The organism is Micromonospora sp. NPDC047467 (genome assembly GCF_040643095.1).
Taxonomy (GTDB): Bacteria; Actinomycetota; Actinomycetes; order Mycobacteriales; family Micromonosporaceae; genus Micromonospora.
In genome coordinates, this window is sequence record NZ_JBEYTO010000003.1 from 148,609 (window position 1) to 174,740 (window position 26,132).

Here is a 26,132-nt window from a genome sequence, read left to right on the forward strand (position 1 = left end):
GAGCAAGAATTGCCTACTCTCCGTCAACGAAGGCGACCTTCCTCATGGCCTCATGGTTGGACCACCGGACCGATACGCCGCATGCCGGCACGGCGGCGCTGATCTGCATACCCAGCGCCGGTAACGGCGACTTCCAGTTCGATCGGTGGCCCGACACCGTCGGCCCGTGGTGCGTTGTCCGCACGCCGGCCGCTGGCGGCCTGGGCGGCGAAGCACCGGGGACGAGCTCTGCGGCCTCAGCCCCGCCGGCGTCATCAGGGCTGCCGGAGCGGGCCGCGGAGCTCGTGGCCGACCTCATGCGCCGAGGGGTCGAGCAGTTCGCGTTGTTCGGCCACGAGAGCGCCGCGCTGCTCGGCTACCAGGTCGCGGTCGAGTTGGACCGGCGGGGCGCGCCGGCACCGCTGCGCCTGTTCGTGTCGGGCTGTCCCGCACCCCAGTATCTCAGCCGATATGCCGGCGAGGCGCACACCGAACCGACCGACGACGAACTGACCGAGCGCGTGCTGGCGACCGCAGTGGCCATGGGCGGCAACCCGCTGCCATCGATCGTCGCGACCGGCGTGCATGCGCTCCGGGCCGAACTGGCTGCGTTGCGGGGCTATCGGATGCCCCGCCCGGTGCCGCTGCGCTGCCCGCTGACCGCGATTCGGTGGCTGGGCCAGGGCATCGAACCGGAAGCACTGGCCGGCTGGTCGACGTACGGGGACACCGACCTGGTGCAGTTGCCCGGATCCGGGTTGAGCTATGCGACCGAGCCGGCCGACCTGTTGCGGGTCATCGCCGACCGAGCGCCGGCCGGTGACATCCGCCGGCCAGCCGAGTGGTGACAGCGGCACCCGATCGACTCACTCCGGCCCACGCCGTGGCCTGCGGCTTCACTCCAGTGTGAAGCCGCGGACGACAGACTCAGATCAACCCGGCCTCTACCCCGCAGGCCACGGCGTGGGCGCGGTTGCGAACCTGCAACCGCGCCATCATGTCGTAGATGACGTTCTTCACCGTGTGGTTGGAACACAGCAGTGACCGGGCGATCATCGCGTTGTCCTGACCCTCGGCCATCAACGCGAGCACCCTCGTCTGCCGGGGCGTCAGCGGTGACCGGCCAGCCGCCCGGGCCGTTCCGGCCGGGTGCGGCGTACCGACGCCACCGAGCACCCCGACCAGCACCTCGTGCGGCAACCGGACCTCCCCGTCCCGGGCCGCCTGCAACGCGGCGGCCAGACGGCTCGGTGTGGCGTCGGCGAACCGGAGCATCACCAGAGTCCCCGAACGCAGTACGCGGACCACGTCCGCCGTCGAGAAGCGGTGCGCGATCACCAGCGTCCCCTGCGGCGCGGACCGCGGCTGCGGCGGGCACGCCACCAGCGCCTCACTCACCGTAGCGACCGCCGTGACGATGACGGTGTCCGGTGATCCGTACGGCTCGGGCACCGACGTGACGCCGGCCTGCCGCAGCACGGCCAGCACCTCGGCCCGAATGGTTGCGTCCGGGGCCACCACATGTGCGGTCGGCGCCGTCCTGCTCTTCTCTTGTTCGCCGTTCACAACATCCCGGCCCGCAGGGCGAAGGCCACCGCGTGGGCCCGGTTGCGCAGCCGGAACCGCCGCGTGATGTCGTGCACGACACTCGTCACGGTGCGCGTCGAGTAGCACAACTCCTGCGCGATCTCGCCGGTCTCCCGGCCGTCGGCGAGCAGCCGCAGCACCGCGCGCTCGCGGTCGCTGATGTTGGACGCGAGGGCGCCGGCGGGAACGGCCGGCGCGGCGAGCAACCGGTCGAGCATGTCCGGCGAGACCGTGCAGTCCCCCGCACCGGCGGCCAGCACGGCGCGGGTGAGCCGGTCCGCGGTCGCCTCCCGGCGCCGGAGCAGGCCGCGCGCACCAGCCGCGATGGCCCACAGCGCGTCGGCCGGCTCCACCTCGGGCACCACGAGCACCACCTCGGGCCGGTGCGCCCCGGCACGGACGGCCCGCACCGAATCCAGCGTGTCCTGGCCCATATGGTCGACCACCAGGACCGTGACCGCGGCCCTCTCCCGCGTCGTCACCACGGTGATGTCCGGGCACCCGAGCATCGCGCTCGTCACGCCCGCCTCCAGCACGGGGTCGGTCGCCACGACGTTGACCCACATCGGTTCGCCCATCACGCCTCCTTCGTCGCCGCGCCGTGGCGGGGCGTGGCGTCGGAATGTCCTGGGCGTATGGTTCCGCGACGAGCTAACCGGTCGCTCTCGGCTCGCTGTCAGCCGCTGGCGCAGGACGATAGCGGGGCATCGACTCGCTATCGTCGCGCAGCGCCGGTCGTCCTGCCCTGGTACGCCGAACGGGCCGGCTCAGACGGCGGTCGACCCGGTGGCGGCAGTCCGCGCCCACCGCCCGATAGCTGGCCCGGCCGCCGTGCGACTCACGTCCCGCGACACGATCGACGAGCGGCAGGCGACAAGAAGCAACGACAGTCGACCTCTTCCCGTATGTCTGCCGATGCTTCTCTGCGGTCGGTCGTGCCTCCGTGGCACATTGACAACCGTTGTAGATCCGTGCCGAAAACGCGGATTGCCGCCGTTGCGGAAGGAGCGGGCGTCGACGCAGAGCGCGACCATCCCGTCAGGCAGGTCCAGGTGAGGCCGACGATGTCGACGACCTTGTTGGCGTACGCCGGATCCCTGGAGAGTTCGAAGGTGTCGGACCGACGCGGGATCGCCGGCCTCCTGCATGGACGGACGCGAACCGGAAAAGCAAGGGTCGATACCGAACAATCGCCGAATCGGCGGGACGTGGGTGAATAAGTGATCAGTTCTGACGTCAGTGAAATCGCCGCGGATCTTGCTGCGAATGCCACTCTCCTGGAGATCGCCGAGAATCTGGGGCTTTCGCCGCTTCTCGATCGTGGGACGCCGTTCACGCTGGCCGAGGCAACGACCGCCGCCGGCGTTCCCGAAGCTCGCACCCTGCTCTTCCTGGGCGCCATGGTCGCCGCCGGGCTGCTCGATCGCGACGCCGAGACCGGGCCGTTCGCGCCCTGTGCGGAGCTCGCGGACCGGCGGTACGAGGCGGGTTACCTCTCCTGGTCGCTCAACGCGAACCGTCCGTACATCGATCACGCCGAGCGGTTCCTGCGCGAACCGGAAGCGGCCGGCCGGCAACACCAGCGCGACGGCCGACGCGTGGCGGTCTCGTCCCGCTGGATCGGCTCGCACGGCTTCTATCCCGGCGTGTTGTCCGAGATCATCAACCGCAAGCCCCGGCGCATCGTCGATCTCGGCGCCGGCGCGGGCGCGCTTCTGATCCGGCTCCTGACCGAACTGCCCACCAGCACCGGCGTGGCCCTGGACCTCAGCTCGGGGGCGTGCGAGGAGGCCGAACGCGCCGGTCGCCGCGCCCACGTGGGCGACCGGCTCACGGTGGTCAACCGGTCCGTCGAGACGCTCGTCGACGACCCCGGTCCACTCGACGGCGCGGACATCGTCCACGCCGGCTTCGTCATGCACGACGTCGCTCAGACTCCCGAGGTCTTCGCGGGGGTCCTGCGGGCGTGCCGCGAGCACCTCGCCGACGGCGGCTGCCTGGTGGTCACCGATGCGGTGCCGTACGTGGACACTCCGGGCGAGCGCGCCTTCAGCGCCCTGTTCAGTTACCTCCATGAGAGCTCGATGGGTGTACGGCTGCCGGCCGAGGACCAGTGGTGCGACCTCTTCCGGCAGGCCGGTTTCTCCGACGTGACCAGCACTCCGCTGCGGATGCCCGGCAGCCGCCTCTTCGTGGCCACGCGATGAGCCGGAACGGCGGATCACCGGCCCTGGCGGAGCACGACGCCGAGCGCATGGCCATGGCCCTGTACGAGGCGCGGAGGCAAAACGTGCCGATCGCTCCGCTCACCGACGCCTGCCCCACGCTCGACGCGGCGGGCGGATACGCCGTCCAGCGCAGGCTGACCGAATTGCTGATCTCCGACGGCGAGCGTGTGATCGGCTACAAGGCAGGGCTCACCTCCGCCTCGATGCAGGAGATGTTCGGGGTCCACGCCCCGGACTACGGCCCGGTGTTCGCCTCGACCGTCCGCACGGACGGTACGCGCTTCGCTCGTGGCGAGTTCATCTCGCCGAAGGTGGAAGCCGAGATCGTCTTTCGTCTGGCGAGCCCGTTGACCGGTCCCGGCGTCACTGTGGAGCAGGCCCACGCGGCGATCGGAGAGGTCGCCGCCGGTCTCGAGATCGTCGACTCCCGGATCACGGATTGGCGTATCCGGCTGGGCGACACGATCGCCGACCTCGCCTCGAACGGCGCAGCCGTGCTGGGACGCCCGATCCCGGCCCGCGCGGAGCTGGACTACCGGCTCGTGCGAATGGCCTTCCGCCGCAACGGGGAGCTGGTCGCGTCCGGCCGGGGCGCCGACGCTCTGGGTGACCCGGTGGCGGTGGTGGCGTTGCTGGCGAACCTGCTGGGCGAGAGCGGCGTCACGCTGGAGGCCGGGCAGCTGATCATGACCGGCGCCCTGCACGCCGCGGTCCCGTTGAGCCCCGGTGACACCTACACCGCCGAATTCGATCATCTGGGCACGGTCACTCTGCACGTAGCGAATGCGTAGTCACGACCCCGGCAGGAAGGCGATCCCCTCGATGAACTCAGAACGACGGCTGTCAGTTGGGGTGCTCGGCGCCGGGCTCATCGGCGTCGACCTGGCGATGAAAGTCGAGCGGTCCACCGCACTGGACCTGCACCTCGTCGCCGGCCGGGCGGCCGAAAGCCCGGGCCTCAAGCAGGCCGCTCGGCTGGGGCTGCCGGTCGCGAGCCGGGGCATACGTTCACTGGCCGACCTCGACGAACCGCTCGACGTGGTCTTCGACGCCACCAACGCCGGCTCGCACGCCGAACACGCCGAGGCGCTGGCGCCGCTCGGCACGCTGCTGGTCGACCTGACGCCCAGCCGGATCGGGCGCATGGTCGTCCCCACCGTAAACGGCGCGGACGTCGCCGCCCACCGCGACCTCAACATGGTGAGCTGCGGCGGGCAGGCGTCGGTGCCGATCGTCCGGGCGATCGCACTAGCCCACCGCATCGATTACGTGGAGGTGGTCGCGACCGCTGCGACGCTCAGCGTCGGCCGTGGGACCAGGCTGAACCTCGATGAGTACGTGGAGACCACTCAGGACGCGCTCCGCGAGTTCACCGGCGTCGGGGACGTGAAGGCCATCCTCAACATCAGCCCGGCTCGTCCTCCGGCGACCTTCAGGGTGGCCATGTCCTTGGTCGGCGAGGGGCTGACACACGATTCGGTGCGCCCACTCGTGGCGGCCGCCGCCGCCGACGTCCGTGCCTTCGCCACCGGCTACACCGTGACGAGCTGCATCGTGAACGACAGCAAGGCGTTCATCGCCGTGGAGGTGACCTCCGCGGGCGACCAGATACCCGCCTACGCGGGCAACCTCGACATCATCAACTCCGCAGCGATACGGGTCGCTGAGCGTTGTGCGGTGGAACGCCGATCGATCGAGGTCATGGAGGTGGTGTCATGAGCCAGCAAGCGGCGGAGAGTTCGCCGAGACGACCGATCCTGATCCATGACCCGACGTTGCGCGACGGACACCACGCCGTCCGCCACCAGCTCGGGCGGGAGCAACTTCGCGCGTACGCCAGGGCCGCGGACGCCGCCGGGATACCCGTCGTCGAGGTGGGGCACGGCAACGGCCTCGGCGCCTCGTCCCTGCAGGCCGGCCGAGCCCTCCTCAGCGACGAGGCGATGCTGTCGGCGGTCCGGGATGCGTTGACGACCAGCAAGCTCGGTGTGTTCATGCTGCCGGGCTGGGGCACGACCGAGAACATCCGGCAGGCCATCTCGTACGACGTCGACCTCGTCCGTATCGGCACCCACTGCACCGAGGGCAACCTGGCCGAACGGCACCTCGGGCTCCTGCGCGACGCGGGCGTCGACGCACACGGCGTGCTGCTGATGAGCCACATGGCGAATCCCGAGCGCCTGGCCGAGGAGTGTGCGCGGCTCGTCGGGTTCGGCGCGACCGGCGTGGGCATCCTCGATTCCTCCGGCCACTACCTGCCGACGGATGTGACCACGCGTATCACGGCGATCCGGTCCGCCGTCGGCGTGCCGGTGATGTTCCACGGACACAACAATCTCGGTATGGCGGTGGCGAACTCGATCGCCGCCGCCGAGGCAGGCGCCACCATCCTGGATGCTTGCGCGCGGGGGTTCGGCGCGGGAGCCGGCAACACGCAGCTGGAAGTTCTCGTACCCGTGCTCGAACGGCTGGGCTACGACACCGGCATCGACCTCTATCGGCTGTTGGACGCGGCGGACATCGCCGAACGGGAGCTGATGCCCGCGCCGCCCACCATCGATTCGATCGGCGTGGTGAGCGGTCTCGCCGGGGTGTTCTCCGGGTTCAAGAACCGGGTGCTGGACGTCGCCGCCCGCGAGGGCGTCGATCCGCGCGACGTCTTCTTCGAACTCGGCCGCCTGCAAGCGGTGGCCGGACAGGAGGACCTCATCGAGGACGTGGCGCTCGCGTTGCATGCCGGGTCCACGGGCCGGGGTGAACGGATGGCAAGCCATGTTTGACCAACTCAAGACCATCCTGGTCGAGGATCTGCAGATGCGGGCCGAGGACGTCGTTGCCACGGCCGATCGCGCCGAGGTGGGCCTCGACTCCCTCGCCGTGGTCGAGCTGTCGGCCTTGCTCCGCAAGCGGCTGGACATCGAGGTCTCCGACTACGAACTGCTGGAACTCGCGACGGTCGGCGACATCGCCGATCTGGTCGCGGAGCGCTGTCGTGCGTGAGGCCGCGGGACCGACCGCGCCCCATGCCGTCACGCGGGTCCTGTCGCGCAACGAGTCATCGCACAGCCCGTTGCCGGACATCGTCGCCGCGGTCGCGGCGAGCGGCCGGGACGTCAACCGCTATCCCGACCCGGCGTGTGCCGACCTGACCCTGGCGCTCGCTCACCGGCACGGTGTCACGCCGGATCGGGTGGCGGTGGGCGCTGGGTCCTGTGCGTTGCTCCAGGCGCTGTTCCAGCTCGCCGGGCCGGGTGCGACGGCCGTCTACGCCTGGCGATCCTTCGAGTACTACCCGATCCTCGCCGGCCATCTGGGGATCCACTCGGAGCGGGTGCCGCTGGCCGACGACGCGCACGACCTCACCGCCATGGCCGATCGCATCACCGCCACCACCCGGCTGGTCGTCGTCTGCAATCCCAACAACCCGACGGGCACGCTGGTCGGCCTCGACCATCTGCGCGCGTTCCTCGACCGCGTCCCGCCGACCTGCCTGGTGGCCCTCGACGAGGCGTATTTCGAGTACGTCGACGCGCCGGTCGGGACCGGCGGCCTCGCGCTGTGCGACACGTATCCGAACCTGGTGGTCCTGCGCACGTTCTCGAAGGCGTACGGCCTGGCAGGACTTCGGGTCGGCTATCTCATCGGCGCCCCGCGCATCGTGGCGTCGCTGCGCGAGATGTCGCTGCCCTATGCGGTGAGCGGGCCGGCCCAGCACGCGGCAGTCGCTGCCCTCGGCCTCGAGGAGGTGCTCCTGACGCGGGTCCGAGAGACGATCGCCGAGCGTACCCGCGTGCGGGCGGCCCTGCTGGCCGACGGCTTCGCGGTTCCCGTCAGCCAGGCCAACTTCGTGTGGCTCGGGCTCGGCGAGAACGCGGGCCCGTTCGGCCGTTGGTGTGCACAGGCCGGCATCGAGCTGCGGGTCTTCGACGGTGACGGCGCCCGGGTGTCGATCGGTTCGCCCTCGGACAACGACGCGTTCCTCGCGGCGGTACACCAGTGGCGCGTCCGCAGCGCACCGGAATTACTCACGACTGGAGCGGTGCGATGATGCCAGAGAACACAGCCCTTTCCCGGAAGGTGATCGTCGCGCCGGGAATGTGCAGCGGTGGCTCACTGATCTTCGGGCGAATCGGTGACTGGACGTGGGAATCGGTGGCCGCGGCCTGCCGCACCAACGTGCACGCCGCCCGTACCACCGAGGGCCAACCGACCTACCTGTCGTTCTACTACTACCGGGTGCGTGGCGGGAAGGCCGTTCATCCGCACGGCCTGGCCTTCGGCGACGAGCTCGAGGTGACGTCGAGGGTCTTCCAGTTCGGCGGCGGCTCGGTTCTCACGTTGCATCGGCTCGCGCCCGCCGGCTCCGGCCTCGGCACCGCGTTGCTCGATCCGGCGGAGGTCTACGAGACGCCGAACCCGGAGTGCATGTACGCGGAGACTCTCAACCGGTGGATCGCGCGTGGCCATCCGGACAGCAACCGGGTCCTCACCGAGACCGTCCCCCACGATTTCGACTACGCCGATCTGCCGCGACTTCCCAATCAGTTCTCACCGCGTACGCTCGTCGGCCGCGCCCGTCATGCGGGCAGCTTCTGCACTCCGGGGCCGGCGGGATTCACCGTCGCCGGGGACGGCGAGACCTTCGAGTACGCACTGGACGCCGTACGGGACATCAACGGCGCCGGGCTGGTCTACTTCGCCTCGTACTTCTCGATCTTCGACACGGCGCTGTTGCGTCTGTGGCGCGGGCTCGGCCGCAGCGAGCGGCAATTCCTCCAGCGGCGGGTGATCGATCAGAAGGTGGGCTTCTTCGGCAATGCCGACCTGGGCTCGCTCTTCACCATCACCGCGCGGAGATGGCAGAACGTCGCAGACCCCCTCTCCGAGATCGCCGACCTGCAACTCCGCGACTCCACCACCGGTCGGCTGCTGGCCATCGCGGCGATCGAGACGGAAACGCCATCGACGCCGGCATGAGGGCGGCGTCGACGGCGACAGGTTGCGGTCCCGGTCAGCCCCGCTGACCGGCCTGCCGCAGGCCACCGCATGGGCGCGGTTGCGAACCTGCAACCGCGCCCATCATGTCGTCGATGACGTTCTTCACCGTGTGGTCGCTACCCAGCAGTGGCCGGGCAGTCCCCGGGGGGGGTCGGCTATCGGGACCGTGACCGCGGCTTTCTCCCGCGTCGTCACCACTGTGATGTCCGGGTAGACCTCGACCCACGTCACACCGTCCTTGAATCGTGGGTGAACGGTTCCGCGAGGAACCAACCCGGCACTGTTGCCACACTGTCCGCCATAGGCACTGGGCCCGAGCGGGCTATCGAGCAGCTGCCGTCGCGTCCTGCGCGCTGGTCGGCGCCACGGGACTGAGACGTCGCAGCTCCACGGGACTGAGGCGCCGCAGCGCCACCACGAGGTTGACCGCCGCGAGGGTGGACAGGGCCGCGAGGACGAGCAGGGTCGTCGTCACGCCGAAGCGGCCGATCGCCATCCCGCCGGCGAGGAAGCCCAGCGGGCCGGCGATGTTGCTGATGGTCATGACCGCCTGGATCACCTTCACGCGGATGTCGGCCGCGAACCGAGTGGCCAGGATGCTGAAGAACGGGGCGTTGGACAACGGGAGCGCCGCACCGGACACCGCGAGCGCGGCGACCAGGACCGGCACCGGCACGTCGAACAGCAGCACCCACCATGGAAGAACGAGTTGGAAGGCGGCCAGGCCGAAGACCAACGCCGGGGACAACCGGCTGCCGATCAGATAGCTGACCGCCGCCCCGGCGATCGCGCCGGCGCCGAAGCCCGAGAGCAGCAGCCCACCGACCTTGGCATCGCCACCGAAGCGGTCGAACGCCAGCAGCGGCAGCGCGAGCATCAGGACCCGCATGAGGAAGCCGAAGCTGACGGTCGAGACCATCACCCGTCGAAGGAAGTCGTCCCCGCGCAGCGCGCGTACACCGGCCAGGATTCCCGTGTGGGCGGGCTGCTCCTGCTGTGGCGGCGGCGGTTGCGTCCGCCACGTGCGCGGGACGAACCACCACAGCAGCAGACCGGACAACGCGTAGGTCGCGGCGTTGAACCACAGCACCTTCTCCGCACCGAGCGTCGCGATCAACACGCCCGCCACGGCCGGGCCGGCGAGCGCGGCGACGTTGAAGCCCCCTTCCAGCACGCTGTTCGCCCGCATCAGCGCCTTCGGGTGCGGACCGGCGAGCTCGGTGGTCAGGTCGCGTTGCGCGGCGAAATAGGGCACCCCGAGCACGCCGATCACCGCGACGATCGTGAGGAGCAGAGGGAAGCTGAGCCGATCCATCGCGGCCAGCACAGGTACCGCCGCGATGGCCGCGGCCTGCGCGAAGTCGGCGACCACCATGGTTTGGCGTGCGCCGAACCGTTGAATCACCTCGCCGCCCGCGAATCCGAGCAGAGCCATGGGCAACACCGACACGGCGAAGACCAGACCTGCCCGCGGTGCCGAGTTGGTGCTCTCCAGGACCAGCCACGGCATCGCGAGCATCGTCATCTGGACCCCGAAAGCGGAGCCGCCGCCGGCGGCGTACACCGCCGCGAGTGCCCGTCTGGCGGGGGCTCGTCCGGGCGATTGCGCGGATCGCATCCCGTTCACCGTCGCCCGGCCGGCTTCTCGATCAGCGCCGTCACGATGCGGGCGAGGTCTGCCACGTACTCCTTCATGACCGAGAAATGTTCACCCTTCATTCGATGGACCCCCACCTCGGCGGTCCGTTCGCGCCACCGCTCCAGGTAGTCGCTGAAGCTCTGTCCGGAACTGACGACCTCGTGCGCGCCCAGCGCCAGTTCGTCGCTCACAATCAGATCCAGGTGACCGGCGTAGGGGCGATCACGGTAGGACAGCACCATCTCCATGACCTCCTCCCACATCCGCGCGGCGGGCAGCCACATCGTTCCCGCGCCGCGCTCGGGCAGCGTGATCCCGTCGTTGCCGACGATGTCGTCCACGATGTGTTCGAGCAGCGCCAGCGTCTCCTGCCGAAGCACCGACGTGTCCTCGTCCGGCGGCGCCGCGTCGAGCCGCTCCAGGTTCGTCACACACTGCTTGATCAGGGCGTACTCGTCCCAGAGGTGCCCCTTCTGCCAGGCGTCCTGCCCCGGGTCGAGCAGGATGAAGGTGACCTCCTCACCATCGGCCATCAGCCGGTTGGCCATCTCGCTGCTCACCCCGCCGCCGCCACACCAGCTGAAGATCCGGTACGGCCCGTGCGGAACGGCCTCCAGCAACTCTGCGACGTACCGAGCCGCCATCTCCTCCGTGGACGGGACCAGGCCGGTCGACGGGTCACGGCCCGGCCATTCGAAGGCGACCACCGGCAGATCGGGGTCGAGGTGCTCGGCCAGCCGCCGGTACCAGTGCGCGCTGCCGCCGCCGGGATGCACGCACACCAGTGGCGGCTTGTCACCGGTACGGCGCAGCCAGAGCAGTGCCGTGGCCGGCAGCCGCTTGCGATCGATCGACTCGGCGAGCGCCGCGAGCGTGCGGTGTTCGACGAAGGATCGAACGGTCGTCTCGATGCCGTGCCGGTCCCGCAACATCGCGATCGCCCGCAACGTCAGCAGCGAGTGCCCACCGAGGTCGAAGAAGTCGTCGTCACGGCCGACGCGGGGCAGGTGGAACACCTCGGTCCAGACGTCGGCCACGGCCAGTTCCGCCGGGGTGCGCGGCGCGCTGTACTCCCGTGCCGACGTTCCCGCCGCCGGCCGGGGCAGCGCGGCCCGGTCGAGCTTCCCGTTGTTGTTCAACGGGAGCCGGTCCAGGCGCACCCAAGCCGTCGGGACCAGGAAGCCGGGCACCCTGCTCCGCATCAGGTCACCGAGCCGGGCGGGGTCGGCCGGTCCGTCCTCGTCGAGAACGACGTATCCGACGAGCTGCTTGATCCCGTCCACGCCCTCGTACGCCGCCGCCGCAGCCGCCCGCACCGTGGGCAGCTCGGCGATCGCGACCTCCACCTCGCCCAGCTCGACACGGTGTCCGCGGATCTTCACCTGGTGATCGCGCCGCCCGACGAAATGGACGGTGCCGTCCGGGTCCTGGCGGACGATGTCCCCGGTGCGGTAAAGCCGGTTTCCCGGTGAGTCACCGGACGGGTCCGGTACGAAGCGTTCGGCGGTCAGGTCCGGACGGCTCTGGTAGCCGCGCGCGACGCCCGGACCACCCAGCAGCAGCTCACCCGGCACGCCGAACGGGACCGGGTCGAGGTTCTCGTCGACGACCTGCACGTAGGTGTGATGGATCGGCTTCCCGATCGGGATGGCATCAGTGGCCGCAGGCAGCGGGATCCGCGGGTGGACGGTGGCGAACGTGGTGCTTTCGGTCGGGCCGTACCCGTTGCTGACCACCACACCGTGCTCCATCGCCTTACGCACGTGCAGCGGAGACAGCACCTCACCACCGACCACCACCTCCCGCACCCCGGCCAGCGCCTGCGGCCGAACGTCCAGGATGGTGCTGAAGAGGCCGGTGGGCAGGCACAGCACCGTCACCCCGTGCCGGCGCAGGATCTCTTCGAGCTCGGCCGCGGTCGGCGTCTCCGGGGAGACGACCAGCCGTGCCCCGTTGCACAGCGCACCCCAGACCTCGAACGTCGACGCGTCGAAGGCGAGCGTGCCGGCCTGCAACAGGACCTGGTCGGCGTCCAGCTGCGCGTATTCCTGGCCGTGCACCAGCCGTACGACGCCGCGGTGCGGGACCATCACACCCTTCGGACGGCCGGTGGATCCCGACGTGTACGTGATGTAAGCGAGGTTCTCCGGTGACAGTGTCACCTGTGGCGCGGTGGTCGGCCGGCTGCCGTTCGACCACCAGCCGGAGTCCAGGCTCAGCGTGGTCAGCCCGGCACGCGCCGCGAAACGGTGCGCATGACTCGGCCCGCTCACCAGGATCCGGGCGCCGGAGTCGTCGAGGAGGTACTCGACGCGGCCGTCCGGATACTTCGGGTCGAGCGGCAGGTAGCAGGCTCCGGCCTTGAGGATGCCGAGCAGCGCGACCACCGCGTCGATCCCGCGGTCCATGCAGACCGCGACGGGCGTGTCCGGACCGGCGCCGTGCTCGCGCAGCGCCCACGCCAGTTGGTTGGCCCGGGCGTCGAGCTCACCGTAGGTCAGGCGCGACTCGCCGTACTCGAGTGCGACGGCGTCCGGCCGGGCGTGTGCCTGGGACGTGAACAGGTCGGTGATGCACACCTCGGGCAGGGCGGGCCAGGCCTGCTGCGGCACGGTGAACCGGTGCGCCGGGGTCGAGCCGAGGTCCACCGGATTAGCGCCGTCGTCGGCGATCATCGCGGTGAGCAGTTCGAGGAAGGTCTCTCCCAGGGCGGTCAGCCGCTCCTGCGTCGCCCAGCCGGCCCGGCACTCCAGTCGCAGCTCACCCGGGAAGGTCAACGTGACCAGGGTGAACTCGTTGGGGCTGTCGTCGACGACCGTGCCGAACACGTCGTGCTGCGCGTCGAGCACGTGGAAGTCGAGGTAGGAGAAGATGCCGCTGATCAGCGGCGTCCCGGAGCCCCAGGCGCGCTGCATCGCGGGGAGCGGATAGCGCCGGTGCGGCCAGACGGCAAGCTCCTCGGCGAACACGGCGCGCACGAGGTCGCGCCAACGGGGGGTGCGCAGGTCCACCGCGAACGGCACCGTGTTGAGGTACATCCCCATGACCTCGTCGCCGCGCAGCAGCTCGGGCCGGCCGTTGACGACCAGACCGCTGAAGAACCGCCGCTGGCCGGTGATGACGCCGAGCATCGCGAGGTGCGCGGTGTGCAGCACGGCCTTGAGCGAGGTCTGCGTCCGCGCGGCCAGCTCGCGCAGCCCTGGTTCGAGATGCCGCCAGGACATCCGCAGCTCCGGCACCGCGCCGTGGCCGGCCGGGGCGGTGTCCGCGGGCAACGTGACCCGGTCGTAGCTGCCGACGCGGTCCCGCCAGAACCGTTCATCCGCCTCGGACGCCAGCGATCGCCGTTCCAACCTGACGAAGTCGGCGTAGCGCCCCGGGGGCGGGGACTTCAGCGAGTCGGTGTCCGAGTCCCGGATCGCCCGGTAGGTGTCCCGCAGCTCACCGATGAGGGAGTGGTGGCTCCAGCCGTCCAGGATGGCGTGGCACTCGGTGTGGGTCAGCACCCACGTCTGCTCCCCGGTGCGGTGTACGTGCCAGCGCAGTTGCGGGGCTTGATCGATGGGCAGCATCGTCGACTGCATCGTGTGCCGATACCGCGCCAGGATCTCCTGCTGCTCGGTTTCCGGCAGCCCGCGCAGGTCGTCGAAGCCCACCTCGGCCCGCGCACCGGCATGGACGAGTTGCATGGGCTCGGAGTAGCCGGACACGTCGAACGTGGTGCGCAGGACCTCGTGCCGGTCGACCAACCGTTGCGCGGCGTCGCGCAACGCGGCCAGGGAGAACGGGCCGTCGTCGACGATGTCGAAGCTGGTGACGTTCTGGTAGGCCGGGTGCGAGCTGTCGACCAGCATCTCGTACACCATGCCGGCCTGCACCTGGCCCATCGGGTAGGCATCGACCAGGCCGTCCGGGAGCCGGTCGCGGTCGCCCGGGCCGATTTGTTCGAACGGGCCGACCATCTGGTCGTCCGCACCGGCCGCCGGCCGGTCGGCGAGCGTCGCCAGCTGCGCCGCGGTCTGGTGGGTGAAGATGTCCTGCACCGACAGGCCCAGCCCCGCGCGGCGCAGGGCCCCGATCGCGCGGATGGCGCGGATGGAGTCACCCCCGATGTCGAAGAACCGATCGTGCACACCGACCCGTTCGACGCCCAGCGCCGCTCCGAGTGCGTCGGCGACGACGCGTTCGGCCCCGGTACGGGGGGCGACGTACGCTCCGGCCGCCCAGGCGCGGCCGGGCGTCGGGGCCGGCAGCGCACGGCGGTCGGTCTTTCCACTGGTGGTCAGGGGCAGCGCGGAGAGCAGCTGCCAGTGGCTCGGGATCATCGCCTCGGGCAGTCGACCGCGCAGGAACAACGCCACGTCGCTCACATCGACGTCGGCGCCCGCGTCCTGGGCGACGAGGTAGCCGACGAGCTGACCGTCGTGCACCGTCACGGCGACCGCGGACACGCTCGGATGCTCGGCCGCCACCGCCTCGATCTCGCCGAGCTCGACGCGATGCCCGCGGATCTTCACCTGGTCGTCGAGCCGGCCGAGGTAGTCGATGCGGCCGTCCGGCAGGTACCTCGCGAGGTCACCGGTGCGGTACAACCGCCCACCGCTGGACTCCTCGAACGGGTCGGGAACGAACCGCTGCGCCGTGAGCCCCGGGCGGTTGAGGTAGCCGCGGGCCAGTTGCACGCCGCCCAGCAGCAGCTCACCCGGCACTCCGATCGGGACCGGTCGCAGGCCCTCGTCGACGATGTAGGTGCGCGTGTTGGCGATCGGCCGTCCGATCGTGATCGGCGTCCCGGGCTCGCACCGCACCGCGGTGACGTCGACGGCCGCCTCGGTCGGCCCGTAGAGGTTGTGCAGCTGGCAACCGATCCGCTCGTGGACGGCGGCGGCCAGGTCGGCGGTGAGCGCCTCGCCGCTGCAGATCATCCGGCGCACCGACGGCAACGGCCCGAACGATTCGGCCAGGAACACCCGAAGCATGGACGGTACGAAATGCAGGGTGGTGACCTGTTCGGTGGCGATCAGTTCGGCCAGGTAGTGCGGGTCGCGGTGGCCATCGGGCCGGGCGATCACCAGCGTGGCCCCGGTGATCAGCGGCCAGAAGAACTCCCACACCGAGACGTCGAAGCTGTACGGGGTCTTCTGCAGCACCCGGTCGGAGGCGTCCAGCCGGTACGCGTCCTGCATCCAGCGCAGCCGGTTGACGATCGCGCGGTGCGTGACCACGACACCCTTGGGCCGGCCGGTCGAGCCGGACGTGTAGATCACGTACGCCGGGTGGTCCGGGCCCGCCAGGACCGCCCCCGCCGGTGCCGGCCCGGTGTCGGAGATGACCGGGTCGGTGTCGGTGAGCACGATCGTGGCACCGGCGTCGGCACACATGAAGTCACGGCGCTCGGCCGGGTGGTCCGGGTCCAGCGGCAGGTAGGCGCCGCCGGCCTTCTGGATCGCCAGCAGGGCCACCACCAGCTCGGTGCCGCGCCGGCGGTGCACACCGACGATCGACTCCGGTCCGACGCCCGCGTCGAGCAGGTATTGCGCCAGTCGGTCGGCTCGCCGGTCCAGTTCGGCGTAGGAGACGTCCTCGCCCTCGAAGCGGACGGCAACGGCGTCCGGGGTGCGGGCCACCTGCCGCGCGAACAGCTCCGGCAACGTGCCGGTCGGGTACGCCACCTCGGTCTCGTTCCACGTCCGCACCACCAGCTGCCGCTCCCCCGGTGGGGACTCGACCAGCTGGCTGATCGGCGCGTCCGGCGTGCGCGCGATGGTGCCGATGAGGGTGGTGAAGTGGGTCGCGAACCGCTCGACGGTGTCCCGGTCGAACAGCGCGGTGGCGTAGTTCAGGAAGCCGGTGAGTGTGCCGTCGGGCTGGTCGACGGCCACCAGGGTCAGGTCGAACTTGGCGTCGCTCTCGCCGACCGGCAGCTCCTCGGCGCGCAGCCCGCCGACGCGGCGGGCCTCGGAGTCCCCGCCGGTCCACAGGAACATGGTCGAGAACAGCGGGGTCCGGGACGCGTCACGCACGGGGGCCAGCTCGTCCACCAGCCGTTCGAACGGAAGTTCCTGGTGGGCGTAGGCGCCGAGCGCCATCTCCTTCACCCGCCGGAGCACCTCGCGGAAGGACGGGTCGCCGGACAGGTCGGTACGGAGGACCAGCGTATTGAGGAACAGCCCGATCAGGTCCAGCACCTCGGCCCGGTCGCGACAGGCCACCGGGGTGCCGACCGTGATGTCGTTGCTCCGGCTGAACCGGCCGAGCGTGATCGCGTACACGGCCAGCAGCACCATGAACGGCGTCGCGCCGGCCTGGCGGGCGAGCTCGTGCAGGGCTCGGGCGTCCGGCGCGGGCACCGCGAACGGGACCAGGTCGCAGGCGCTGTCCCGGACCTGCGGGCGCGGCCGATCGAGCGGCAGTTCCACGGCGGTGGCGCCGGCCAACGCCTGCCGCCAGTAGTCGAGCTGGCGGTCCAGCGCGGCACCGGACATCGCACCGCGCTGCCACGCGGCGAAGTCCGCGTACTGCACCGGCAGTGGTGCCAGCGGGGACGGTCCGCCGGTCAGCGCGGCGGCGTACAACCGGTCGAGCTCACGCCACAGCACCTGCTCGGACCAGCCGTCGAAGGCGATGTGGTGCAGGGTCACGACCAGCGCGTGCTCCTCGTCGGCCAGCCGCGCGAGGGTTCCGGTCAGCACCGGCCCGGTCGCGAGGTCGACGGGTGCCCGGTCGTGGGTCATCCAGCCGGCGATCCGCTCGTCCTGTGCGGCGGGGTCGAGGCCACGCAGGTCCACCTCGTGCAGCGTGGCCGGCTCCGGAGGGTCGATCACCTGCCCCGGTTCACCGTCGACCACCACATAGCGGGTGCGCAGCACCTCGTGCCTCGCCACGATCCCGTCCAGCGCCGCCCGCAGCGCGCCGGGCTCCAGCGGCCCGAACAGTCGAAGGCCGGCGCTGGCCAGATACTCCGTGCCGCCCGGCCGGACCTGGTCGAGAATCCACAGCCGGCGCTGCGCGAACGACAACGCGGGCGGCGTCTCGCGCGGTACCCGGGCGATCCCCTCGTCCGGCGCGGCGGCCGCGGCGCCTACGAGCCTGCGCCGAAGCAACTCCGCGCGCAGACCGGCTCGATCGATTGTCTCAGTCACAGGGCACCATCCCGGGAAAGCAGTTCGCTCATCTGGGCGTCGGTCAGCTCGTCGAGCTCCGCCGCGATCAGGTCGGTCACCACCACCGCCAGCTCCGCCACGGTGGTCGCCTCGAACAGGCAGCGCAGCGGGACCTCGACGGCGAGGGCCGCCCGCAGCCGGGCCAGGACCCGAGTGGCCAGCAGCGAGTGCCCGCCGAGTCCGAAGAAGTCGTCATCGACGCCGATCCGGTCGACGCCGAGGATGTCGGACCAGATCCCGGCGATGGTCTCCTCCGCCGGGCCCCGCGGTGCCACGTACCCGCGGGCATTGTCGAGCTGGGACGGTGTCGGATCCGGCAGCGCCGCCCGGTCGACCTTCTTGCTCGGTGACAGCGGCAGGGCCGCGACGGTGACCCAGGCCGACGGGATCATGTACGAGGGCAGCGACTCCCGTAGGTACGCCCGCAGCTCGTCGATGTCGGGTCCGGTGTCATGGGGCCACTCCAGGTAGGCGACGAGCCGCTTGTCGCCGGGCCCGACGTCCCTCGCGACGACGGCGGCCGCAGGCACCGCGGGGTGCTTGGCCAACACGGCTTCGATCTCGGCGAGTTCGATCCGGAAACCACGGATCTTCACCTGGGTGTCGAGGCGGCCGAGGAACTCGACCGTGCCGTCCGGCCGGTGCCGGACCAGGTCACCGCTGCGGTAGAGGCGCGCTCCCGGTTCGGTCCCGAACGGGTCGGGCACGAACCGCTCCGCGGTCAGCTCGGGCCGGTCGTGATAGCCGCGGGCCAGGCGGACGCCGCCGATGCACAGTTCGCCGGGGACCCCGACCGGAAGCGGACGCAGCCCGGCGTCGAGCACGTACACCCGGGTACCGGCGACCGCGCGGCCGATGTGCAGGGTGGCCGTGCTGCGCTCGTCGGCGAGGTCGCCCGACACCGGGTTGAGCATGCAGGTGACGCTCGCCTCGGTCGGCCCGTAGTTGCAGAGGAACCGGCCGGGCAGGCCGGTCGCCGCCCAGCGTTGGGCGTCGGCGACGGTCACCACGTCCGAGCCGACGTTCATGAGCTTCATCCCGGCGAGCCGGTCCACGCCGGACTCCAGCATCTCCCGGTAGTACGCCGGGGTGATCTCCATGATCGTCACGCCGTACTGCTCCAGCTTGGGCGGCAGCTCGCTCGGCGTCCAGAAGACCGGGTCACTCACCACGAGCGTGGCGCCGGCGGCCAGGGTGGCGCCGATCTGATCCATGGCGACGTCGAAGGTGAGCGCCGAGAGCAGGACGACCCGCTCCCCGGGGTGGATGCCGTAGTAGTCGGCGATCACCCGGCAGTGGTGCGCGTACGACCGGTGCGAGATCATCACGCCCTTCGGGCGGCCGGTCGACCCGGACGTGTAGATGATGTACGCGAGGTTGTCCGGAACGGTCGACGGCGCCGGGTTGACCGATGGCTGGCCACTCGCCCGGTCCTCGTCGTCGACGACCAGCACCGGGCGCTCGTGCCCGGCGAACCGGTCGGCGAACTTGCCAGTGGTCACCACCAGGTGCGCGCCGGCGTCGGCGAGCATGTAGCGCAGGCGCTCCGGCGGATGTTCCGGGTCGAACGGCGCGTACACCCCGCCGGCCTTGAGTACCGCCAGCAGCACCACGACCGGCGCGAACCCGCGCTCAAGGCAGGAGCCGACGACGACCTCCGGGCCGACGCCCATCGAACGGAGATGGTGCGAGAGCTCGTTGACCCGCGCGTTGAGCTCGGCGAAACCGAGTCGCTCAGCACCGAACACCACCGCGGTCGCGTCCGGGGTCCGGGCCGCCCACCGTTCGAACAGCTCCGGCACCGATAGGTGCCGTTCGCCGGGCGGGTCGAGCAGGTCCAGCCGGTCCGCGTCGGGGTCCGGCCACCGGTGCACGATCGCGTGGCGTTCGTCGGCCGACAGCAGATCGAGCTCGCTGATCGGGGCGTGCGGGTCGGCGATCACGCCGCCCAGCAGGCGCAGGTACTGGCGGGCGAGGCGTTCGATCGTCGAGCGGTCGAACAGCGCCGTGGCGTACTCGAACCAGCATTCCAGCCGCCCGTCCGGCTGCTCCATCACCGACAGGGTGAGGTCGAACTTCGCCACCGACACGCCACTGCCCAGGCCGACCGAGGTGCACCCGGCGAGGCTGGCCTCCGCGGCGCCGGTGGTGTGCTGTACCTCGAACATGATCTGGAACAGCGGGTTGCGGGACAGGTCGCGGTCCGGTTGCAGGGCGTCGACGAGGTGTTCGAACGGCACCTCCTGGTTGGCGAACGCCTCCAGGGTGGTCCGGCGGACCCGGTCGATCAGGTCGAGGAAGGTCGGGTCTCCGCCCAGGTCGGCCCGGACCACGAGGTTGTTGACGAAGAAGCCGATCAGGTCCTCGCTCTCCGGCCGCGTCCGGGCGGCGACCGGGGTGCCGATCGCGATGTCGGTGCGGCCGGTGTAGCGGCTCAGCAGCACGTCGAACGCGGCCAGCAGCACCATGAAGAACGTGGCGCCGGTTCGGTTGCCCAGCTCGCGTACCGCCGCTCCGGTGCCCTCCGGAACATCGACGATCAGCAGGTCGCCGCGTAGGTCACGACCGGGCTGGCGGGGCCGGTCAGGGGTCAGCTCGACCGGCACGAGCCCGCCGAGCTGGGTTCGCCAGTACTCGATCTGGTTGCCGATGGTGCCGTCGGCCTGCCGGTCGCGTTGCCAGGCGGCGAAGTCGGCGTACTGCACCGAAAGCGGCTGCGTCGACCACCGGATACCGGCGAGGCCCGCCGCGTACGCCTCGTTCAGCTCGCGCAGGAAGATGCCCAGCGACCAGTTGTCGAAGGCGATGTGGTGCAGGGTGATCGCGACCAGGTGTTCGTCGGCCGCCGTGTGCACGACCGTGACCCGCAGCGGGCGCTCGTGGGTGAGGTCGAACGGCCGGGCGCTCGCCGCGTCGATGATCGCCTTGGCGCGCAGGGCGGCATCCGCGGTGCCGGTCAGGTCCACCACGTCGAAGGCCACCGGGCCGGGGGGATCCACGAGCTGCAGCGGGATACCGCTGTCCCCGACGTAGCGGGTGCGCAGCACCTCGTGCCGGGCGCTGACCTGCTCCACCGCGCCGTGCAGCGTCGCGGTGTCCAGCGTTCCGGTGAGGTGGTACACCATCGGGATCAGGTATTCCGCGCTGCCCGGTTCGAGCTGGTCCAGGAACCACAGCCGTTGCTGGCCGAACGAGGTCGGCAGTGCGCCGTCGCGGGGTACGGGCACGATCTGCGGCTCAGGGTCGGGTGTCGTGCCCGCGTCGATCGCCGCGGCGACCCGCTCCACGGTCCGCCCGTCGAACAGGGTGGCCACCGTCAGCTCCAGCCCGAACCTGCGGCGCAACCGGTGCGCGAGCCGGATCGCCAGCAGCGAATGCCCACCCAACGCGAAGAAGTCGTCGTCCACGCCGACCCGCTCAACGCCGGTCAGCTCGCCCATGACCGTGGCGACGGCCCGCTCGGTCTCCGTTCGTGGCGCGACGTGACCGGGGTCGTCGTCGCGCGGCCGGCTGTCGGGGGCCGGCAGCGCCGACCGGTCGACCTTTCCGTTGGGCAGCGACGGGAGCGCGACCAGCGGGATGATGCCGGTGGGAACCATTGCGGCGGGCAGCCGGGTGCCGAGGAATGCGGACAACTCGTCGGGCTCCACCGTCGCCCCGGCGGCCGGCACCACGTAGCCCGCGAGTTCCAGATCACCGGTGACGGATCGATAGGAGGTGACCACGGCCGCCGCGACCGACGGATGCGCCCGGAGCGCAGCCTCCACCTCACCGGGCTCGACGCGCACCCCCCGCACCTTGACCTGCGCGTCGAGGCGGCCGACGAACTCCAGGGTCCCGTCGGCACGCCACCTGGCGAGGTCTCCGGTGCGGTACCACCGCTGACCCTGCCGGGTGGCGAAGGGGTTCGGGGTGAACCGCTCGCCGGCGAGGTCGCCGCGCCCGGCATAACCGCGGGCGAGGCCGACGCCGCCGACACACAACTCACCGGGTACGCCGATGGGCGCGAGCCGGTCGGCGGAGTCCACCACGTACAGCTCGACGCCGGGCAGCGCGGCGCCGATCGGGACCGTACCGTCCGTCTCGCCGCGCTCGTAGCGCCACGCGGTCACGTCGATCGAACACTCGGTCGGGCCGTAGGTGTTGTACAGCTCCACCTCCAGCACGCCGAGCAGTCGCTCGCACAGTTCGGTCGGCAGCGGCTCGCCGGCGGAGCACACCAGCCGCAATGCCTTGCAGGCGGCCAGCTCCGGCTCGTCGACCACGGCCCGCAGCACGGAGGGGACGAGTTGCACCACGGTGATCCGGTACGCCGCGAGGGCGCCGACCATCACGGCGGTGTCGCGGTGCGCGTCCTGCGGCGCCATCACCACACAGCCGCCGGACACCAACGGCGCCAGGAACTCCCACACCGAGGCGTCGAACCCGATGGTCGTCTTCTGCAGTACGCGGTCGGTACTGGTGAGCTGGTGCTGGTTCACCGTCCACAGCACCCGGTTCCGGATCCCGCCGTGGGTGATCACGACGCCCTTGGGGCGACCGGTGGATCCGGACGTGTACATGACGTAGGCGGCGTTGGCGGCGTCGAGCGCCACCGGAGGCGGTGGCGCGGCGCGGGCGATGTCGTCCCACTGCTCGTCGAGCACCACCACCGGTGTGCGCCGTGGAATCCGCTGTCGCAGCGCCGTCTCGGTGAGGACCAGTTCGATGCCGGCGTTGTCGATCATGAACTCCAGCCGATCGGCTGGTAGGTCGGGTGCGAGCGGGACGTAGACCGCGCCGGCGGTGAGCGTCCCGAGCAGCGCGACCACGACATCGGTACCGCGGTGCATGGCGACGCCGACGGCTGTTTCAGCGCCGACTCCGCGGGCGTGCAGGAAGCCGGCCACGCTGTCCGCCCTGGACATCAGCTCGGCGTAGGTCAGCTGGACGTCACCACAGACCACGGCCACCGCGTCCGGCGTGGCCTCGGCCCGCGCCCGGAACAGGTGCGGCAGCAGCGCGTCGGTCGCCTCGCGCGGCGTGGGGTTCCAGCCGAGCAGCCGCTGCTGTTCCGCGGCCGTCACGGTCGGCACGTCGCGCAGCGGTGTTTCCGGCGCCGCCGCGAGATTCTCCAGGAGCGCCAGGTAGTTGTCGGCCATCCGCTGGACCCGGGCCCGGTCGAAGAGCGCGGTGGGATAGGTCATCCGGCCGACCCACGATCCGGCCGGCTCCTCGGTCATCTGCAACGACATGTCGAAGGTGGCGCTGAGCACGGGGGTCGGCACCCAGTCGACCTCGATGCCGGGCAGGCGCAGCGGCTCCCCCTGGCCGTTCAGGACCGCGAACCCGACCTGGAAGAGCGGGTTGCGGGACAGGCCGCGGTCCGGCGCCAGTTCGGCGGCCAGGCGTTGCAGGGGTACGTCCTTGCGTTCGAAGGCGTCCAGGGCCGTTTCGCGGACGCGGACGAGCAGCTCCACGAAGGTGGGATCGCCGGACAGGTCGGTCCGCAGCACCACCGTCTGGGCGAGCGAGCCGATCACCGGCTCCAGCTCGATCCGGTTCCGCCCACTGGTCGACACCCCGACACCGAAGTCGAGCTGGTCCGCGTAACGGCTGATCAGGAGCTGGTAGGCGGCCAGGAACACCATGAACGGGGTCACCCGGGCGGCACGTCCCACGGTGATGATTCGGGCCGCCAACGGCGCCGGCACAGCGAACGCCACCACGTCGCCGGCCGGCTCCCACACGGCCGGGCGCTGCCGGTCCGTGGGCAGCTCCAGTGGCGTCAGTCCGGCCAGTCGCTCGCGCCAGTAGTCCAGTTGCCGGACGAGCGCCGCGTCGTCCACGCTCCAGCGGCTCCGCTGCCAGTCGGCGAAGTCGGCGTACTGGAGCTCCAGCGGCTCCAGCGGCGCCGGCGGTGGCTCCTCGCCCGGGGCATGGGCCGCGTAGAGCACACCCAGCTCCCTGGCGAGGATGCCCAGCGACGGGCCGTCGAAGGCGATGTGATGCACCACGATCATCAGGATCGCGTCACTGGGGGAAAGCTGGATGACGGTCAGCCGCCAGGGCGCGGCCGCGCGCAGGTCGATCGGCGTGGTCACCGCGACCTCGCCGATTTCCCGTACCCGTCGGTCCTGTTCACCCGCCGGGTACCCGCTGAGGTCCACCACCGTGATCTCGGCCGGTGCCGGCTCGTCGATGATCTGCACCGGCTGTCCGTCAACCGTCGCGTAGCGGGTACGCAGAATCTCGTGCCGGCCGACGATCTCAGTGAAGGCCGCGGTCAGGGCTTCCCGGTCCAGCGGCCCGCGCAGACGGAATCCCCAGTGCAACAGGTACTCCTGCGCGCCGGACCGGACCTGGTCGAGGAACCACAGCTGCTCCTGCTCGAACGACAGCCGGAACTGGTTGTCGGTTTCGAGAATGTCAGTCATGCGCACACCTGCTGCTCTGTCGGTAGGAAGTCATCCAGGGTGGTGCCCAGGCCGCGGGCCGACGCCGCACGCCGGACCAGGTCGGCTACCGCCAGATCCAGGCAGCCGAGGCCGAACGGAGAGAACACCGTCACCGCGTCGTCGCTTCTGACGTACCGCTCACCGGCCACGAGGATGTCGCCCAGCGAGGAGGAGATGAAGTCGCGGTGGCCGGCCTCCTGCTGAGCCAGATCCAACGACGTCGCGGCCCGGCAAACGTGGTCCGCGTCATCGACGATGTTCACGCTGGAACGGATGGAGTCGGTGGTGAGGTCACGCAACGACAGGTGCAGCACCAGCGTTCCCGGGCGGCAGTGCTCGGTACCCAGGTGCGGGGCGCTCGCCGTCGTCGCCAGGCACACCAGTTTGTGACGGGCCAGGGCGTCGGCCGCGCTCTCGGCCACGTCGACCTTCAACGTCGGCCAGACCGACCGCGCCTCGGCGGCGAAGGACTGCGCCCGTTCGGCGCTCAGGTCGTACAACGTCACCGTGTCCACCGTTGGCAGCACGACGTGCAGATACCTCAGCACCTCGAAATTGATCGGGCCGCAGCCGACGAGCGTCACCGCGGATTCCGGGCTGGACGAGGAGAGCGTGGACGCCGCCAGAGCGGCGCTCGCGGCCGTACGTCCAGCCGAGATCGCCGACGCTTCGAGGATCGCCTCCGGCACACCGGTGTGCACCGAATTCAGGATCATCACGGCCGATGCTCGGTGCATCCCCCGCCGGAGGTTGTCGGGGAAGGATGACACCCACTTCACCCCGCAGGTCGGCGTCGCACCACCCAGATAGGCCGGTAGCGCGATGATCCGCTCGCGCTCTCCGTTCGGAAAGCGGAGGAAAACCGACTGCGGTACCCGCGTACGGCCCAACGCATGCGACCGGTACGCCGCGTCCGCCGCGGACACCACGTCGCGCTCGGCCCCGTCGAGGACGGCACGGACCTCTCCTGCCCCGAGAATCAACACGGCGTCACCTGCATGTCGGGCTTGTTCCACAGATGCGACACGTCACCGAAGTACGTCATGACCCAGTCGTCGTCGTAGATGGTGTCCAGGTACCGCTCACCGCGGTCGGGAAAGACCATCGCGCAGGTGGCCCCGGGCCGGATCTGATCGCGCATCTGCTCCAGGCCCGCCACGACGGCGCCCGACGAGCCACCGACGAGGATCGCCTCGCGGGCGGCCAGCCGGCGGCAGGCCGCGATCGCGTCGAGATCGTCGACTCGGACCACGATGTCGGCGAGATCGCTGCGGTACAGCTTCGGACGCACCGATGCGCCGTGGCCGGGAATCATCCGCCAACCGACCGCTGGGCCGAATATCGCACTGCCCAACGCGTCCACCGCCACGATGGTCACCGGCAGTTGGTGCGTCCGGATGTACTCGGCGCACCCCCGCAGAGTGCCGCAGGAACTCGTGGCGCAGAACAGGTAGTCGATCTCGGGCAGGGCCTGCACGATCTCTCGCACGGTCGTGTGGTGTGCCCGCGGGTTGAGGGGGTTCGAGTATTGGTCCGGGCAGTACGCGTGATCGATCGTCGCGACGAGCTCACGAACCCGACGGATGCGTTCGGGTAGGTACTCACCGGTGGCCGGGTCGACGTCGGTGACCACCTCGACGTGCGCGCCGAGGGCACGCATGATGGCGATGTTGTCCCGGTTGGTGCGCGCGTCGACCACACAGATGAAGCGGATCCCGTAGTACCCGCAGACCTGCGCGAGCCCGATCCCGAGATTGCCGGAGCTGGACTCGACCACCACCGACCGTCCGGGTACGAGCTGCCCGTCGCGGATGCGCTCTCGCAGCATCTCCAGCGCGGAGCGGTCCTTGATGCTGCCGCCCGGGTTGTGCGACTCCAACTTAGCGAACGTCCTGAACAGACTGTGTGGGTCGAGCTTCACCAGCTCGACGATCGGTGTCGCTCCGATGGTCGCCAGCACTCCTGACCCGGGGGGTTTTTGTTCGGTCATCGAGCCGCTCCTCGAATTGCATCCGCTCCGCGATGCGCCTGCTACGAGACTCCTCCGCACCACCGAGACAGCGCAGGGAAGAACATGCAGACTCACCGGTTGACGCCGGCA

General features: G+C 70.5%; 15 protein-coding genes. 8 read left to right on the forward strand and 7 right to left on the reverse strand.

The features are described from left to right. Positions 1-44: 44 nt before the first annotated feature. Positions 45-827 (forward strand): thioesterase domain-containing protein, encoded by a 783-nt coding sequence (locus tag ABZ780_RS09410; protein ID WP_357005335.1) that lies wholly within the window; start codon positions 45-47, stop codon positions 825-827. A 79-nt stretch (positions 828-906) separates the two neighbouring features. On the opposite strand, the gene ABZ780_RS09415 is transcribed toward ABZ780_RS09410, so the two are convergent. Next, positions 907-1,497 (reverse strand): helix-turn-helix transcriptional regulator, encoded by a 591-nt coding sequence (locus tag ABZ780_RS09415; RefSeq protein WP_357485452.1) that lies wholly within the window; start codon positions 1,495-1,497, stop codon positions 907-909. Between the two features lie 44 nt (positions 1,498-1,541). Further along, positions 1,542-2,144, reverse strand: coding sequence for a LuxR C-terminal-related transcriptional regulator (locus ABZ780_RS09420; protein WP_357005329.1), 603 nt, complete (start codon positions 2,142-2,144; stop codon positions 1,542-1,544). Positions 2,145-2,786: 642 nt separating this feature from the next. On the opposite strand from ABZ780_RS09420, the gene ABZ780_RS09425 reads away from it, so the two are divergent. Genes ABZ780_RS09425 through ABZ780_RS09455 form a run of 7 tightly spaced genes read left to right on the forward strand, consistent with a single transcriptional unit; the run spans position 2,787 to position 8,771 of the window. Beyond that, entirely contained in the window at positions 2,787-3,773 is a 987-nt protein-coding gene (locus ABZ780_RS09425; protein WP_357485453.1) for a class I SAM-dependent methyltransferase, read from the forward strand. After that, on the forward strand, positions 3,770-4,585 hold the full coding sequence (locus ABZ780_RS09430) for a fumarylacetoacetate hydrolase family protein (RefSeq protein WP_357485455.1): 816 nt from the start codon (positions 3,770-3,772) through the stop codon (positions 4,583-4,585). The genes ABZ780_RS09425 and ABZ780_RS09430 overlap by 4 nt, the downstream gene beginning before the upstream one ends. 31 nt (positions 4,586-4,616) lie before the next feature. After that, positions 4,617-5,513 carry an acetaldehyde dehydrogenase (acetylating) gene (locus tag ABZ780_RS09435; protein ID WP_357005320.1) on the forward strand — a complete coding sequence of 299 codons (897 nt, stop codon included), beginning with the start codon at positions 4,617-4,619 and terminating at the stop codon, positions 5,511-5,513. Next, complete coding sequence (gene dmpG / locus ABZ780_RS09440) at positions 5,510-6,574, forward strand: 4-hydroxy-2-oxovalerate aldolase (protein ID WP_357485457.1); 1,065 nt, start codon at positions 5,510-5,512, stop codon at positions 6,572-6,574. Before ABZ780_RS09435 ends, dmpG begins: the two co-directional genes overlap by 4 nt. Further along, the gene (locus ABZ780_RS09445) at positions 6,567-6,794 is read left to right on the forward strand and encodes an acyl carrier protein (protein WP_357005317.1); all 228 of its coding nucleotides are present in this window, start codon (positions 6,567-6,569) and stop codon (positions 6,792-6,794) included. Before dmpG ends, ABZ780_RS09445 begins: the two co-directional genes overlap by 8 nt. Next, the gene (locus ABZ780_RS09450) at positions 6,787-7,842 is read left to right on the forward strand and encodes a histidinol-phosphate transaminase (protein ID WP_357485458.1); all 1,056 of its coding nucleotides are present in this window, start codon (positions 6,787-6,789) and stop codon (positions 7,840-7,842) included. Before ABZ780_RS09445 ends, ABZ780_RS09450 begins: the two co-directional genes overlap by 8 nt. After that, complete coding sequence (locus ABZ780_RS09455) at positions 7,842-8,771, forward strand: LnmK family bifunctional acyltransferase/decarboxylase (protein WP_357485460.1); 930 nt, start codon at positions 7,842-7,844, stop codon at positions 8,769-8,771. Before ABZ780_RS09450 ends, ABZ780_RS09455 begins: the two co-directional genes overlap by 1 nt. A 343-nt stretch (positions 8,772-9,114) precedes the next feature. On the opposite strand, the gene ABZ780_RS09460 is transcribed toward ABZ780_RS09455, so the two are convergent. From ABZ780_RS09460 to sbnA, 5 genes are read right to left on the reverse strand one after another with little or no spacing between them, the layout of a single operon-like run. Next, positions 9,115-10,410 carry an MFS transporter gene (locus tag ABZ780_RS09460; protein WP_357485461.1) on the reverse strand — a complete coding sequence of 432 codons (1,296 nt, stop codon included), beginning with the start codon at positions 10,408-10,410 and terminating at the stop codon, positions 9,115-9,117. Between the two features lie 5 nt (positions 10,411-10,415). After that, positions 10,416-17,573, reverse strand: coding sequence for an amino acid adenylation domain-containing protein (locus ABZ780_RS09465; RefSeq protein WP_357485463.1), 7,158 nt, complete (start codon positions 17,571-17,573; stop codon positions 10,416-10,418). Next, positions 17,570-24,010 carry an amino acid adenylation domain-containing protein gene (locus tag ABZ780_RS09470; protein WP_357485464.1) on the reverse strand — a complete coding sequence of 2,147 codons (6,441 nt, stop codon included), beginning with the start codon at positions 24,008-24,010 and terminating at the stop codon, positions 17,570-17,572. Before ABZ780_RS09470 ends, ABZ780_RS09465 begins: the two co-directional genes overlap by 4 nt. After that, the gene (gene sbnB, locus ABZ780_RS09475) at positions 24,007-25,017 is read right to left on the reverse strand and encodes a 2,3-diaminopropionate biosynthesis protein SbnB (RefSeq protein ID WP_357005301.1); all 1,011 of its coding nucleotides are present in this window, start codon (positions 25,015-25,017) and stop codon (positions 24,007-24,009) included. The genes ABZ780_RS09470 and sbnB overlap by 4 nt, the downstream gene beginning before the upstream one ends. Beyond that, positions 25,011-26,021, reverse strand: a complete 1,011-nt coding sequence (gene sbnA / locus ABZ780_RS09480) for a 2,3-diaminopropionate biosynthesis protein SbnA (protein WP_357485465.1) — start codon at positions 26,019-26,021, stop codon at positions 25,011-25,013. Before sbnA ends, sbnB begins: the two co-directional genes overlap by 7 nt. Between the last annotated feature and the right edge of the window lie 111 nt (positions 26,022-26,132).

Bases quoted from the DNA above. Each gene is read 5' to 3' on its own strand.
- ABZ780_RS09410 (WP_357005335.1), top strand. From the start codon at position 45: ATGGCCTCATGGTTGGACCACCGGACCGATACGCCGCATGCCGGCACG.
- ABZ780_RS09420 (WP_357005329.1), bottom strand. From the start codon at position 2,144: ATGGGCGAACCGATGTGGGTCAACGTCGTGGCGACCGACCCCGTGCTG.
- ABZ780_RS09430 (WP_357485455.1), top strand. From the start codon at position 3,770: ATGAGCCGGAACGGCGGATCACCGGCCCTGGCGGAGCACGACGCCGAG.
- ABZ780_RS09435 (WP_357005320.1), top strand. From the start codon at position 4,617: ATGAACTCAGAACGACGGCTGTCAGTTGGGGTGCTCGGCGCCGGGCTC.
- dmpG (WP_357485457.1), top strand. From the start codon at position 5,510: ATGAGCCAGCAAGCGGCGGAGAGTTCGCCGAGACGACCGATCCTGATC.
- ABZ780_RS09445 (WP_357005317.1), top strand. From the start codon at position 6,567: ATGTTTGACCAACTCAAGACCATCCTGGTCGAGGATCTGCAGATGCGG.
- ABZ780_RS09455 (WP_357485460.1), top strand. From the start codon at position 7,842: ATGCCAGAGAACACAGCCCTTTCCCGGAAGGTGATCGTCGCGCCGGGA.
- ABZ780_RS09460 (WP_357485461.1), bottom strand. From the start codon at position 10,410: ATGCGATCCGCGCAATCGCCCGGACGAGCCCCCGCCAGACGGGCACTC.
- ABZ780_RS09470 (WP_357485464.1), bottom strand. From the start codon at position 24,010: ATGACTGACATTCTCGAAACCGACAACCAGTTCCGGCTGTCGTTCGAG.
- sbnA (WP_357485465.1), bottom strand. From the start codon at position 26,021: ATGACCGAACAAAAACCCCCCGGGTCAGGAGTGCTGGCGACCATCGGA.